The sequence below is a fragment of the Aquabacterium soli genome (assembly GCF_003933735.1).
GTDB classification, from domain to species: domain Bacteria; phylum Pseudomonadota; class Gammaproteobacteria; order Burkholderiales; family Burkholderiaceae_C; genus Aquabacterium; species Aquabacterium soli.
The window spans coordinates 225,157-238,688 of sequence record NZ_RSED01000006.1 but is presented as its reverse complement, the minus strand read 5'-3'; the positions used below and the strand labels follow the sequence as shown (position 1 = coordinate 238,688).

Below are 13,532 nucleotides of genomic sequence, written 5' to 3'. Positions count from 1 at the left end.
CGCATGACACGCCTTGAATTCAACCGCGTCCTGTGCGCCTTGCTGCTGGCGGGATGTTCCCTGGCCCAGGCAGCCGACCGTGCTGTGGTGGTGATCGGCCATGCCAGCGTGCGCAAGCTCGACCAGGCTGCCTTGCAGCGCATCTTCACCGGCAAGACCATCGAGCTCGATGGTGTGCGGGTGCAGCCCATCAACGCCGCACCGGGCACGCCCGTGCGCCAGCGTTTTCTGAGCCAGTACCTTCAGACCGATGAAGACCAGTATGTGGGCTACTGGACCGTGCGGCGTTACGTGGGCAAGGGCACGCCGCCGCCCGAGGTCAAGCAGGCGGCCGAGATGATCGAGTTGGTGGGCAAGACGCCCGGTGCCATCGGCTACATCGATGAAGCCGACCTGCAGCCTGGGCTGAACGTGCTGCTGCGCAAGTAGGCGCCCTGGGGCGCGGTTGGCCCGTGGGGGCTCAGGCCACGCGCGCCGTCTTCGACGCTTGCTCGACCATGTGGTCGCGCCGTGCCAGGGTGGGGAACAGGCGGAACCAGATCGCGGCCACCAGCAGGGTGCCCATGCCGCCGAACATCACCGAGCCGACTGGCCCCATCAATTCGGCCGTGGCGCCCGATTCGAACTCGCCCAGCTGGTTGGATGCTCCGATGAAGATGGAGTTGACGGCCGACACGCGGCCGCGCATCTCATCGGGGGTTTCCAGCTGGACCAGGGTGGAGCGCGTGACCACGCTGACGTTGTCGGCCGCACCGGTGACGGCCAGGGCCAGCAGCGACAGCATGAAGTGCTCCGACAGGCCGAAGACCACCGTGGCCAGGCCGAACACGCCGACCGCACCCATCAGCTTGGGGCCCACATGCCGCTCCAGCGGCCAGCGCACCAGCACCAGCGACATGCACAGCGCTCCGACGGCCGGCGCGGCGCGCAGCAGGCCCAGGCCCACGGGGCCTGTGTGCAGGATGTCGCGCGCATAGATGGGCAGCAGGGCCGTGGCCCCGCCCAGCAGCACCGCGAACAGGTCGAGCGAGGTGGCGCCCAGGATCAGCTTGTGCCGCCACACGAAGCCCAGCCCTGCAAAGAAGGTGTTCCAGGTGGCGGCGCCGGTGGCACGTTGGTGGGCATAGCGGACGAACAGCGCGAGCACCCCGGCCACCAGCAGCAGCGCCATGCAGGTGGCATACACCGTGTCGGCACCGGTGACATACAGCACCCCGCCCAGCGCGGGCCCGCCGATGATCGCGGCCTCCATGCCGCTGGAGCTCAGCGCGATGGCGCGCGGCAGCAGCTCGCGAGGCACCAGTTGCGGCGTGAGGGCCTGCTGCGCCGGCATCTGGAAGGCGCGGCACACGCCCAGCACCACGGAGATTCCCAGGATCAGGCCACGCGTGGCGAAGTGTTCGTGCGTGGCCGCGAGCAGCAGCAGGGCCATCACCGCCTGCGTGAACATGCAGGCTGCGAAGATGCGGCCGCGGTGCACGCGGTCGGCCACGTGGCCTGCCGGCAGTGTCATCACCAGGGCCGGCACGAACTGGAACAGCCCGACCAGGCCCAGATCCCAGGGGCTGGAGGTGATGTCGTACATGTGCCAGGCCACCGCGACCATCAGCATCTGGTTGGCGATGGTGCCGGCCAACCGGGCCAGCCAGAAACGGATGAACTGGCGTTGGGCGAACAGGTCTGCAAGGTGGGACAGCATGGTGGCCGACAGTGTAGCGATCGACCCCTGGCTTCGCTCGGGCAGGGACATGCCGCTATGCTGTCCTGATGAGCTTGAACACCCCTTCCAACCCCTCTGAGAAGCCCTCTGTCCTGCAGGTCGGAAGGCTGCCTCCCTGGCTTGAACAGCGCCTGAACGACGAGTTCGATATCACGCTGCTGGACAGGCAAATCGACCGCGCTGCCTTCCTGCGCGATGACGGGGCGCGTTTCACGGGCGTGGTCACGTCCGCTTTTGCCGGGGCCGATGCGGCCCTGATAGCGGCGCTGCCATCGCTGCAGGTGATCTCCAATTTCGGTGTGGGTGTGGACCGCATCGACCTGGCCGCGGCCAAGGCGCGTGGCATTGCGGTGGGCCACACCCCCGACGTGCTCAACGACTGCGTGGCCGACATGGCCATGGGCCTGGTGATCGACGTGGCCCGCCGCAGCATGGAGGCCGACCGCTTCATGCGCGCCGGCCGATGGGCCACGGGCGGTGGCAAGAGCATTGGCCTGGGCCGCAAGGTCAGCGGCGCACGGATGGGCATCGTGGGGCTGGGCCGCATCGGCCAGACCATCGCGCGCCGGGCGGATGGCTTCGACATGGCGGTGCGCTACCACTCGCGCAACCCGGTGGCTGATGTGCCCTGGACGCATGAGCCTTCCCTGCTGGAACTGGCACGCTGGTCTGACTTCCTGGTCGTGATCGTGGCGGGCGGTGCCGGTACGCGGCACCTGATCAATGCCGATGTGCTCCAGGCCCTGGGGCCGCGTGGCTTCCTGGTGAACGTGGCGCGCGGTTCCGTGATCGACGAGCCCGCGCTGGTGCAGGCCTTGCAGCAAGGCGTGATCGCCGGGGCCGGGCTGGATGTGTTCGAGAACGAGCCCCACGCGCCCGAAGCCCTGTTCGGGCTCGACAACGTGGTGCTGCTGCCGCACATCGCCAGCAACACCGAAGAGACGCGCGAGGCCATGGGCCTGCTCACGCTGGACAACCTGCGCGGCCATTACTTCAACCAGGGGCAGTTGGTGGCTGCCGTGCCGCTGTGAAGCCTGTGCTCAGCCGCCCAGTACCTGCAGGGCCCGTCGAAGGTTGGCGCGTGCGGCGGCGTCGTACAAATCGCTGAACGCCTGCGTGGCATATAGACGAGGGCGGGCCAGGAACCCGGCCAGCACTTCACGGCGCTTTTCAGAGAACACTGCGGCTGGCACCCAGGCGTACTCGGCCTGGATCTGCGCTTCATATTGCGCAAAGCGCTCGGGCGGTGCGCCCAGGATGGACAGGTCGACGTCCACCAGCACCTGCTCGTCCGCGGTGGCCGGTTCGACGCGGTGCTGCGTGGCCATCACCAGCTGGGCCACGCGGTCGGCCAGGGCGTCGTCGCCACCGGCTTCGCGCAAGGCCTGCCGGGCCCACTCGGCGCTCAAGGCCTCGTTGTCGTGGCGCTGCGTGTCGTAGATGGCATCGTGGAACCACAGCGCGACCAGCACCTCGGCCGGGTGCGCCGCCAGGGCCTGGATGCGGGCCATCTGTCCCAGGCATTCGAGCAAGTGCTGCGTGCTGTGGTAGTGGCGATGCGGCTCGGCATGGCGCTGCAGCAACTCGCCCAGCAGCGCTGGTCTGGGTGTCAGGCCCAGGCCTGCCCAGGTGGCCTGCCAGGCTGCGCGAAGCGGGCTGGTGTCGATGCCGGTCGTGTTGGGCATGGTGAGATCGTGCTTGTTCATCAGGGCGCCATGCAGGTCTCTCGTTTGCCAAGAGTGAGCCTTGCACTCGGGATAGGGAGATTGAACCATGGATGGGATCACTGGCAGTTGCCACTGTGGCCAGGTGGCATTTCGCATCGACGGCGGGCTGCCCGACAGGCTGGTGCGCTGCACCTGCTCCTTCTGCGCCAAGCGTGGTGCCCTGCTCGCCTACTACCCGCCCGAGGTCTTCCACCTCACGGCCATCCCTGAGAACGATGCCATCTACCGATGGAACACGGAGCTGGTGGCCCACCACTTCTGTGGCGTCTGCGGCTGCGCGACCTTCAGCGACAGCCCTGCCTTTGAGCTGGACGGATGGGACCGGCAGACCCGGCGCATCGGCGTCAATGCGCGCTTGCTTGCCGGTCTGGTGGCAGAGGACATGCCGGTGGATGTGATCGACGGCAAGCACCTCTGGTGAGGGCGGGCACACCGTTTGCCCACTTGCGACCACTGTCAAGCAACATAGAGGAGCTGCCCATGATCCGACGCAATCCACACCTGATCCTGCCCCTGGCCTTGTCCCTGACGATGGCTGGCACCGCAATGGCCCAGACCACCTTGCCCGCGAGTGCACCGAAGCCGGCGGTCACGGCCTCCGGCGTGGCAGGCAACAACGGCAAACTGTCGCCTTTCGACGGCGCTTTCCTGGAGCAGGCTGCGCAGAATGGCCATGCCGAGATCGACGGCGCCAAGGCCGCGCTGGAAAAGGCCAAGGATTCGCGTGTGAAGTCCTTTGCACAGAAGCTCATCGACGACCACACCAAGGCGCATGCCGAACTTGCTGCGCTGGCGTCGTCGAAGGGCGTCGATCTGCCCAAGGATCCCTCGGTGGGGCAGAAGGCCAAGGCCAAGATCCTGTCGTTCCGCGATGGCGACAGCTATGACAAGCACTTCATCGAGTCCATCGGGATCAAGGCCCACGAGAGCACCATCAAGCTGTTCAAGCGCGCGGCTGCAGAGGCCACCGACGCCGATGTGAAGGCCTTCGCGACCAAGACCCTGCCGACCCTTGAAGGGCATCTCAAGCAGGCGCATGATCTGCATGCGGGCCTGGACAAGAAGAAGTAATTGTCAGCGCGCCTGGTAGGCGCTGTAAATCTTGCATGGCAAGGCCGGCACCCAGTGCCGGCCTTTTTGCCGTGCTTGCCGCAAGGGCCATCCCACTGTGAAAGGGATCACGCATGAGCTATGACCTGTGGTACTGGAGCGGCATCCCCGGCCGGGGCGAGTTCGTCCGCCTGCCGCTGGAAGCCGCCGGCATCCCCTACAAGGAGAAGACCTGGCAGCGCGACGGTGACGATGCCCTGGTCAAGGACATGGCCCGCAAGCGCCCGGATCCGCCGTTTGCGCCCCCTTACCTCATCACGCAGGATGGGCTGGTGATCTCACAGACCGCGAACATCCTGCTCTACCTGGGCGAGAAGCACCACCAGATCGCGCCGCGTGATGTGGCGGGGCGCCATTGGGTGCACCAGCTGCAGCTCACCTTGATGGACCTGGTGGCCGAATCCCACGATGTGCACCACCCGATCGGCGTGGAGCTGTACTACGAAGATCAAAAGCCTGAAGCCGCGCGTCGGGCCAGCGGGTTCCGAGCGACCCGCATCCCCAAGTTCCTGGATTACTTCGAGCGCGTGCTGACGCAGCGTGGTCCGTGGCTGTCGGGTGCCCGGCACTGGAGCTATGCGGATCTGTCCCTCTTCCACGTCGTGGAGGGGCTTCGCTTTGCCTTCCCGCGCCGGCTGGCGGCCCTGGAGCCGACTTACAAGCAGGTCTGGGCCTTGCGCGGCAAAGTGGAGGCCCTGCCCGAACTGCAGGATTACCTCCACAGTGAACGCCGGCTGCCGTTTTCAGACGGCCTGTTTCGCCACTACCCCGAACTCGACGGCGAGGACTGAATGTTCTCGCGGGGCGGTGTGTTCGCGGAGAGCCTGGTGCTCATTGAGACAGGATGATCTGTGCGATCACGCCCGTGGCAATGGCCACCAGGATGTAGTCGGTGCCACTTTGAACCCAGTGGTAGCCGCGGGGTGGCTGCCTCAGGTGGTGACCGCGCCAATCGTCCACCACGTACTGGCGGCTGCGCCACTCTTTGGGCAGGCGATCACCCTTGTGGAACCGGTGATCCGGACCTGCGCCGCGGCCCCGATCTGGGCGACCATCGGCACGGTGGTCCTGGTGGCCTTTACCGTGCCCATGGGCCTGGGCATGCGGGGGCGGGCCGCCGGGCTTCTTGTCGTCCCGTTCGCGGGGCTGGGCCGAGGCCAGGGCAGTCGACAGGCCCAGGATGAGGGCCACGGCGCTGATCGTGATCTTGTTTGAGTTCATGTGACGCGTCCTTTCTGATGGTGGGCGGCGAAGCCCCTGGACGGTCGGCCGCAAGGGCTCCGGGTCCAGCGTAACCGGTGTTGGAAGACCCCCCGCCGACATGGGATGCTTTGCCTGGTTTGGTACAAAGTTCCCTGGGGCTCTGACAGGGCAGGCGTACACTGCCCGCCCTGAAGGCCCGACGCGGGCCGCCAGGTGCTGCCCGATGATCGTCCGCCCCCGTCCCCACTGGCTGCGCATGCTGTTCGTATGGCGTGGCTCCATCCTGTCCGACATCGCGCCTCAGCTCATCGGCACCACGCTGCTGGCCGTGGTCGTGACCTTGCTGCATGGCCAGGTGTTCAGCTGGAAGATCCCGCTGACCTTCGTGCCTTTCTCGCTGATCGGCCTGACGCTCGCGATCTTCCTGGGGTTTCGCAACAGCACCAGCTATGCGCGCTACTGGGAGGCCCGCATGCTGTGGGGCTCCCTGCTCAACGAGACGCGCAGCCTGCTCAGGCAGGCGCTGACGCTGTCGGACGATCCGGCGCCTGCACGGGCGCTGGCCCAACGGCTGATCGCCTTCGTGCATGGCCTGCGCCACCAGTTGCGGGGCACCGACGGCAGCGCCGACCTGCAGCGCCTGCTGCCGAAGGCCGATCTCGATCGCCTGATCCAGTTGCGCGGCAAGCCCTCAATGCTGCTGCTGATGATGGGCGAGTGGCTGCAGGCGCAGCGCCAGTCCGGCGCGCTGGCGCCCGTGCTGGTCCCGGCGATGGAACACCATCTGGGCCGCCTGACCGAGGCCCTGGGCGGTTGCGAACGCATCGCCAGCACGCCCATTCCGTTCACGTACGCGGTCATCATCCACCGCACCATCTACCTGTACTGCCTGCTCTTGCCTTTCGGCCTGGTGGACCAGATCGGGCCCATGACACCGGTGGTGGTGGCCTTCATCGCCTACACCTTCTTCGCGCTGGAGGCACTGGGCGCCGAGATCGAGGAGCCCTTTGGCATGGCCCCGAATGACCTGGCGCTGGACGCGATGTCGCATGCCATCGAGAACGTGCTGCGCGAGATGATGGGCGAGGCTCCACGGCCAGAGGTCGAGCCGCAGGGCTTCATCCTCACCTGATGGGCGGATGGGGCCTGCGGGTCACACGCCCTTGAGCAGGTTGGCCAGGCCCAGCCCGATGAAGATCAGGAACAGGCTGCGCTGGAACGCGGGGCCGCTCAGCCGGGCGCGCAGGCGGCTGCCAAGCCACAGGCCTGAGAAAGCCGCCAGCAGGGCCCAGACCGTCGAGGGTGTCCACCACGGGCTGCCGCCGTGGCCCAGCCCCAGGCGGATGGCCAGGGCCAGCGTGGCCACACCGAAGGACAGGCCCAGAGCCTGCACCATCTCGTCCTTCTCCAGGCGCAGGGCCTGCAGGTAAGGCACCATGGGCAGCACGAACACGGCGGTCGAGGCGGTGACCAAACCGGTCAGTATCCCTATGGTCAGCCCCACCAGAGAGGGGCGCCCTGGTAGCGCTGGCAACACCGGTCGCCACAGTCCCCACAGGCCATAGAGCACCAGTGCGATCCCCAGTAGCCGCCGCGGCGCAGTGTCCGACCCTGAGCCCAGGCCGGGTGACCAGACTGTGGCGCCGCCCAGCCCGAGCCACAAAGGCCACAGCCTTCGGACCAGTGTGCGGCTGTGGGACCCCTGGCACTGGGCCAGGTTGGTGGCGAGGGACGGTGCCACCAGCAGGGCAGCGGCCTGCGCCGTGGGCATCCACAAGCCGAGCAGGCTCATGGCGACGGTGGGCAGGCCCATGCCAGAGATGCCCTTCACGGCGCCTGCCAGGGCGAAGACCATGCCGACGAGGGCTGTGTTCAAGTTCGAATCCATGCCCGGATCCTGCGCATTGGCCGCTGGCATGACCAGCTCGAAGTTCGGCGCTTATCCTTCGGCTTTTCCGAAGGATGCGACATGCCCGCCGCACTGAAAGCCCTGACCTACCGCGTGAACCCCTTCGACCTGCGCCTGTTCACGGCGGTGCTGGAGCATGGCACCATCACCGCCGCGGCGCAGGCGGCACACCTGTCGCTGGCCGCGGCCAGTGCACGGATCAAGGCGCTGGAGGACGCGGTGGGGGCACGCTTGCTGGAGCGTGCCAAGACCGGCGCCACACCCACCGATGCCGGCAGGGCCTTGGCGCGCCATGCCCACCGCGTGCTGACCGAGTTGGAGGCCCTGCACCTGGAAATGGCGGGCTTCGGCCATGGCCTGCGTGGCACCGTGCGCGTGCTGGGCAACACGGCGGCGGTGGCCGAAGCCCTACCTCCGCTGCTCGGGCACTTCTTGAAGGCGCATCCGGACATCGATGTGCAACTGCAGGAGATGTCCAGCGACCTGGTGCTGGAAGGGCTGCGCCGTGGCACGGCGGACATCGGCATCGTGGCCGACTATGTCGACAGCAGTGGCCTGCGCGTGCACCCCTGGATCGATGACCAGCTGGTGGCCCTGTTGCCGCGCGGGCGGGCCACCGTGAAACCGGACACGCGAGCACCCCGTGCCATGCGCTTTGCCGATCTGCTCGACAGGGACTTCGTCGGCTTGGGCGCAGAGAACGGCCTGAGCCGCTTCCTGCACCGTCAGGCCGGCCTGGGCGGGCGGGTGCCCCATCACCGCGTGCGTGTCAGCAGCCTGGATGCCGTTGCACGCATCGTCGCAGCAGGCGTGGGCGTGGCTGTGGTGCCTCGGTGTGCGGCCGAACGCTGGCGCGGTGCGGCGGTTCGCGCCGTGCCGCTGGCCGATGCCTGGTCGCATCGGCGCCTCCTGCTGTGCACACGGGATGAGGGCGGCCGTGCCGTGGCGGCCCAGGCCCTGGTGGACTTCCTGAAGGCCTCGAATGCACAAGGAGCACAGCCATGAGCAGAGCTCCGCGTCGGCAGGACTTTCCGGTGGCGCAGGTGCGCCGTTATCTGGAGCCCGGGCCCATCGTGCTGGTCTCGTCCGCGTGGCAAGGGCAGCGCAACATCATGACGGTGGGCTGGCACCTGGTCATGGAGTTCAGCCCTTCACTGGTGGGCTGCGTGATCTCCAGCGCCAACCACAGCTTCGAGATGATCCGGCGCAGCCGCGAATGCGTGATCAACCTGCCCACCACCGTGCTCACCGATCAGGTGGTGGGCATCGGCAACTGCAGCGGCGCCGAGGTCGACAAGTTCGAATCCTTCGGATTGACGGCGCAGACGGCACACCAGGTGCAGGCCCCCTTGATCCGGGAGTGCCACGCCAGCTTCGAGTGCCGACTGCACGATGATGCCCTGGTGAAGCGCTACAACCTCTTCGTCTTCGAAGTGGTCAAGGCGCACGTGGCGCCCTCGCCGAAGCATCCCCGGACACTGCATTACACGGGCGACGGGGTCTTCATGGTGGCGGGCCAGGCGATCAGCCGACGCTCGATGTTCCGCCCCGGGATGCTGTGACAGTCTGTGTCTGCGTGAACGCATGTCAACGGGTGTCATGCAGACTTCGTTAGATGATGTGTTGCATCCAGGAAAGGTTCACGATGCGCTTTCCCAGAACCCTGAGCCCCGCCGTGGCCCTGACGGGCGCCGTTGGCGTGCTGGGGGGCTGCGCGTACGAACCGCCAGGCCCTTACATGTCCGCCCCTGGGGTGTGGGCGCCGTCCTCGCAGGCGCCGACGGTTTATATGTACGAAGATGCACCCCTGGTGCAGCCTGAGGCCGTGTTCATCGACGTGGCGCCGCCGCCTTTGTTGGTGGAGGTACGCACGCCCAGGCCATCTTTCGATGCGGTATGGATCGGTGGCTACTGGGGCTGGCAGTCCCGCTGGGTGTGGCGCAGCGGTCGTTGGGCCCCACCACCGCGCCCGGGCTATGTCTGGACGCACCCCTACTACGAGAACCGGGGTGGGGGAACCGTGTTCGTGCCGGGGTTCTGGCGAGGGCCGAATGTCGGGTTCATGCCGCCGGCTCCTCGTCCGCCGCGGGTGACGGTCAGGGATCCCGTGGTGCCTCCGGCGCCTGCTGGCAGGCCTGTGTGGCGGGGCGATCGGGCGAATGATCGCGACAACACGGGCGTCAACGAGGCCCCCGCACCTCACCCGGGGCGACGCTGGGGAGCCGGTATTTTCCGCAGGGCCGAGCCGCAGCCGCAGTTGCAGGCTGAACCCCAACCGCAGGCTCAACCCCAACCGCGTCCCCCCGTTTCGCCGTCCGATGTGCGAGGCACGCGCGGCCCGGCGTTTCACCCCCGCCCTGCGGCGGCACCATCGCCCGGGGCGCAACCGGCTCCCCAGGGCATGACGGCCAGGGGTGAAGACCCACGGCGGGCGCCGATGGCTGACAGACGCGAGCGTGATCCTGACAGGCGACACCCAGGCTGGGGCGGCAGGAAGAAAGAGAACGAATAGGTTTCTCTGGCAGAACCAGCCGCGCTGGATTGGGGGAGAACTCAGCCCAGCCGTTCCAGGGCGATGGCCGTGGCCTCACCGCCCCCAATGCACAGTGAGGCAACGCCGCGTATGCCACCGGTCTGCGCCAAGGTATGGAGCAAGGTCACGATGATGCGGGCGCCAGTCGCGCCAATCGGGTGTCCCATTGCGCAGGCCCCGCCCCGCACATTCACTTGGCCCTCGTCAAGTCCAAGTTCGCGGATGGCGATCATCGGCACCATGGCGAAGGCCTCGTTGATCTCGTAAAGATCGACCTGGCGGGCCTCCCAGCCCACGCGGGTCAGCAACTGGGTGATGGCCCCCACGGGGGCGCTGGCGAAGTCTCCGGGCTCCGCGGCATGCGTGCTGTGCGCCACCAGGCGCGCCAGCGGTCGCCAGCCCTTCGCAGAGGCCGTGCTCTCGCGGCAGAGCACCAGTGCGGCAGCGCCGTCCGAGATGGACGCTGAACTGGCGGCGGTGACCGTTCCGCCCTCGTCGCTGCTGCGGAAGGCGGCCTTGAGCCGTGTGATCTTGTCGGGCTGGCACTGGCCTGGGGTTTCGTCCTGCTCGACAGTGCGGGCAGGCGCGTCTCTCGTGCCGGGCACCGTGACCGGGCTGATCTCGGTGTCGAACAGGCCCCTGGCCACCGCATCCTGCGCGCGCTGCACCGAGCGCAACGCGTAGGCATCCTGGCTGGCACGGTCGAAGCCCAGGCGTTCGGCCACACGGTCGGCATGCGCACCCATCAACTGGCCATCGTAGGCGTCCTGCAGCCCGTCGAAGAACATGTGGTCGATCATCTGGCCGTGCCCCAGGCGCTGACCGGCGCGCGCTGATGGCAGCAGGTAGGGCGCCTGGCTCATGGACTCCATGCCGCCAGCCACCAGCACCCGGGCCGTGCCCGCGAGCAACTGGTCATGCGCCAGCATCACCGTCTTCATGGCAGAGCCGCACATCTTGCTGAGCGTGGTGGCCGGCACGCTGACGGGCAGGCCGGCCGCGCGCAGGGCCTGACGCGCTGGGGCCTGGCCCACGCCTGCCATCAGACAGTTGCCCATCAGCACTTCGTCGATCAGCTCGGGGGGCACCCCGGCCTGGGCGATGGCGGCCGCGATGGCCACACCCCCCAGTGCGGGGCTGCTCAATGAGGACAGGGCGCCCTGGAAGCTGCCGATGGGCGTGCGGCGCGCGCCGATGATGACGACGGGATCGTGGGCTGCGCTCATGGGTGCTCCAGGCTTGGTGATCGATCGTGCAATGAGTGGGCAGCGTGCTCAGCGCGGCGTCATGCGGATGCCGCCATCGAGCCGGATCACCTCGCCATTGAGGTACTCGTTCTCGACGATGTGGCGCACCATGGCCGCGTACTCGCTGGGCCGGCCCAGGCGCGCCGGGTGGGGCACGGTGGCGCCCAGCGATTCCTGCACCTCTTGCGGCAGGCCCTTGAGCATGGGCGTCTCGAAGATGCCGGGGGCGATGGTCAGCACGCGGATGCGATCACGCGCCAGTTCGCGCGCGGCGGGGAGGGTCATGGCCACGATGCCGCCCTTGGACGCGGCGTAGGCGCACTGGCCGATCTGGCCGTCGAACGCTGCCACCGAGGCGGTGTTGACGATCACGCCCTGCGAGGCACTCTGGTCGGCCTGGTCATCGGTGCTGGGACCAGATTCGATCATCGCGGGCACAGCCAGGCGCATCATGTTGAAGCTGCCCGTCAGGTTCACCTCCAGCGTGCGCGCGAAGCTGTCCAGCCGGTGCGGGCCGTTCTTGCCATGGATCTTCTCGGCCGGGCCGATGCCCGCGGCGTTGACCAGCACATCCAGCCGGCCAAAGCGGTTCACGGCGGTGTCGACGGCTCGCTGGGCGCTTTCTGCGCTGCCCACGTCGGTGGACACGAACACGGCATTGGCATGGCTGGCAAGGGGGCTGTCGGCGGGTGGCTCGCGCAGGTCGGCGATGACGACGCGTGCACCGGCCTGCAGGGCCGCGAGCGCGGTGGCGGCGCCCAGGCCGGAGCTGCCGCCGGTGATGAGGAAGACGCTGTCCTGGATCTTCATGGTGTGGTTCGTTTGAATGGTTGGGCGGTATCAGGCCGTCTCGGCGAACAGCTCGCGGCCGATCAGCATGCGGCGGATCTCGGAGGTGCCCGCGCCGATCTCGTAGAGCTTGGCATCGCGCCACAGGCGGCCCAGCGGGTAGTCGTTGATGTAGCCGTTGCCGCCGAAGATCTGCACGCCTTCTCCGGCCATCCAGGTAGCCTTCTCGGCCGTCCACAGGATCAGCGCGGCGCAGTCCTTGCGCACATGGCGTGCATGGGCTGGGCCCATGGCGTCGAGGTTCTTGGCCACGGTGTAGGCGAACGCGCGTGCGGCCTGCTGCACCGTGTACATGTCGGCCAGCTTGCCCTGCAGCAGCTGGAACTCGCCGATGGCCTGGCCGAACTGCTTGCGATCGTGCACGTAGGGCACCACATTGTCCATCACGGCCTGCATGATGCCCAGTGGGCCACCCGACAGCACGGCGCGTTCGTAGTCCAGGCCGCTCATCAGCACCTTGGCGCCATGGCCTTCGCCGCCCAGCACGTTCTCCGCCGGTACTTCGCAGTCCTCGAAGAACAGCGGGTAGGTGTTGGAGCCGCGCATGCCCAGCTTGTCCAGGTGCTGGCCCTTGCTGAAGCCCTTGAAGCCCTTCTCGATGATGAAGGCGGTCATGCCCTTGGCACCGGCCTCGGGCTCGGTCTTGGCGTAGACGACCAGGGTGTCGGCATCGCCGCCGTTGGTGATCCACATCTTGCTGCCGTTGAGCACGTAGCGGTCACCCCTGCGGTCTGCGCGCAGCTTCATGCTGATCACGTCCGATCCGGCGTTGGGCTCGCTCATGGCCAGTGCACCCACGTGCTCTCCGCTGACCAGCTTGGGCAGGTACTTCTGCTTCTGTGCCGACGTGCCATTGCGGTGGATCTGGTTGACGGCCAGGTTGGAGTGCGCGCCGTAGCTCAGGCCCACCGAGGCGCTGGCGCGGCTGACCTCTTCCATGGCCACCATGTGGGCGGTGTAGCCCAGGTTGGTGCCGCCATATTCCTCCGACACGGTGAGACCGTGCAGGCCCAGGTCGCCCAGCTTCTTCCACACGTCCGCGGGGAAGAAGTTGTCGCGGTCGATGGCGGCGGCGCGCGGTGCGATCTCCCGTTCGGCGAAAGTGCGCACGGCGTCGCGCAAGGCATCGATGTCGTCGCCGAGCATGTGGTTCAGGCCGGGCAGGGTGCTGCTCATGGTGTCTCCTCGGTGGGTGTCTCGGTTGTCGGTCTTTGGGCGTCGTTGTGCGTGCGCT

15 protein-coding genes are annotated in these 13,532 nt (G+C 67.5%); 8 read left to right on the top strand and 7 right to left on the bottom strand.

Features of this window, described 5'->3' with window-relative positions:
- The first annotated feature begins 3 nt into the window (after positions 1-3).
- Positions 4-429 carry a type 2 periplasmic-binding domain-containing protein gene (locus EIP75_RS09690; protein WP_199758543.1) on the top strand — a complete coding sequence of 142 codons (426 nt, stop codon included), beginning with the start codon at positions 4-6 and terminating at the stop codon, positions 427-429.
- 31 nt (positions 430-460) lie between these two features.
- Here EIP75_RS09690 and EIP75_RS09685 read toward each other — a convergent pair whose 3' ends face one another.
- Positions 461-1,699: an MFS transporter gene (locus tag EIP75_RS09685; RefSeq protein ID WP_125243140.1), complete on the bottom strand. Its 1,239-nt coding sequence runs from the start codon at positions 1,697-1,699 to the stop codon at positions 461-463.
- 68 nt (positions 1,700-1,767) lie between these two features.
- On the opposite strand from EIP75_RS09685, the gene EIP75_RS09680 reads away from it, so the two are divergent.
- Positions 1,768-2,751: a 2-hydroxyacid dehydrogenase gene (locus tag EIP75_RS09680; RefSeq protein ID WP_125243052.1), complete on the top strand. Its 984-nt coding sequence runs from the start codon at positions 1,768-1,770 to the stop codon at positions 2,749-2,751.
- A gap of 9 nt (positions 2,752-2,760) precedes the next feature.
- On the opposite strand, the gene EIP75_RS09675 is transcribed toward EIP75_RS09680, so the two are convergent.
- Entirely contained in the window at positions 2,761-3,426 is a 666-nt protein-coding gene (locus EIP75_RS09675) for an HD domain-containing protein (RefSeq protein WP_233584777.1), read from the bottom strand.
- Positions 3,427-3,493: 67 nt separating this feature from the next.
- Here EIP75_RS09675 and EIP75_RS09670 point away from each other — a divergent pair, with 67 nt between their 5' ends.
- The 3 genes from EIP75_RS09670 to EIP75_RS09660 all read left to right on the top strand — a co-directional run bounded on the left by EIP75_RS09670 (position 3,494) and on the right by EIP75_RS09660 (position 5,348).
- Entirely contained in the window at positions 3,494-3,868 is a 375-nt protein-coding gene (locus EIP75_RS09670) for a GFA family protein (protein WP_125243051.1), read from the top strand.
- Between the two features lie 59 nt (positions 3,869-3,927).
- Positions 3,928-4,518, top strand: coding sequence for a DUF4142 domain-containing protein (locus EIP75_RS09665; RefSeq protein WP_125243050.1), 591 nt, complete (start codon positions 3,928-3,930; stop codon positions 4,516-4,518).
- A 113-nt stretch (positions 4,519-4,631) separates the two neighbouring features.
- Complete coding sequence (locus EIP75_RS09660) at positions 4,632-5,348, top strand: glutathione S-transferase (RefSeq protein ID WP_125243049.1); 717 nt, start codon at positions 4,632-4,634, stop codon at positions 5,346-5,348.
- Between the two features lie 40 nt (positions 5,349-5,388).
- Here the strand turns inward: EIP75_RS09660 and EIP75_RS09655 are convergent, their stop codons facing one another.
- Complete coding sequence (locus EIP75_RS09655; RefSeq protein WP_125243048.1) at positions 5,389-5,778, bottom strand: RcnB family protein; 390 nt, start codon at positions 5,776-5,778, stop codon at positions 5,389-5,391.
- 205 nt (positions 5,779-5,983) lie between these two features.
- On the opposite strand from EIP75_RS09655, the gene EIP75_RS09650 reads away from it, so the two are divergent.
- The gene (locus EIP75_RS09650; protein WP_125243047.1) at positions 5,984-6,892 is read left to right on the top strand and encodes a bestrophin family protein; all 909 of its coding nucleotides are present in this window, start codon (positions 5,984-5,986) and stop codon (positions 6,890-6,892) included.
- A gap of 21 nt (positions 6,893-6,913) precedes the next feature.
- Here the strand turns inward: EIP75_RS09650 and EIP75_RS09645 are convergent, their stop codons facing one another.
- Positions 6,914-7,648, bottom strand: coding sequence for a sulfite exporter TauE/SafE family protein (locus EIP75_RS09645; protein ID WP_125243046.1), 735 nt, complete (start codon positions 7,646-7,648; stop codon positions 6,914-6,916).
- Between the two features lie 81 nt (positions 7,649-7,729).
- Between EIP75_RS09645 and EIP75_RS09640 the strand changes: the two genes are divergently transcribed.
- Positions 7,730-8,674, top strand: a complete 945-nt coding sequence (locus EIP75_RS09640; protein ID WP_125243045.1) for a LysR substrate-binding domain-containing protein — start codon at positions 7,730-7,732, stop codon at positions 8,672-8,674.
- Positions 8,671-9,231, top strand: a complete 561-nt coding sequence (locus EIP75_RS09635) for a flavin reductase family protein (protein WP_125243044.1) — start codon at positions 8,671-8,673, stop codon at positions 9,229-9,231. Before EIP75_RS09640 ends, EIP75_RS09635 begins: the two co-directional genes overlap by 4 nt.
- A gap of 991 nt (positions 9,232-10,222) precedes the next feature.
- On the opposite strand, the gene EIP75_RS09630 is transcribed toward EIP75_RS09635, so the two are convergent.
- From EIP75_RS09630 to EIP75_RS09620, 3 genes are read right to left on the bottom strand one after another with little or no spacing between them, the layout of a single operon-like run.
- Complete coding sequence (locus tag EIP75_RS09630; RefSeq protein ID WP_125243043.1) at positions 10,223-11,428, bottom strand: thiolase family protein; 1,206 nt, start codon at positions 11,426-11,428, stop codon at positions 10,223-10,225.
- Positions 11,429-11,476: 48 nt separating this feature from the next.
- Entirely contained in the window at positions 11,477-12,259 is a 783-nt protein-coding gene (locus EIP75_RS09625; RefSeq protein ID WP_125243042.1) for an SDR family NAD(P)-dependent oxidoreductase, read from the bottom strand.
- 30 nt (positions 12,260-12,289) lie between these two features.
- On the bottom strand, positions 12,290-13,474 hold the full coding sequence (locus EIP75_RS09620) for an isovaleryl-CoA dehydrogenase (protein WP_125243041.1): 1,185 nt from the start codon (positions 13,472-13,474) through the stop codon (positions 12,290-12,292).
- Between the last annotated feature and the right edge of the window lie 58 nt (positions 13,475-13,532).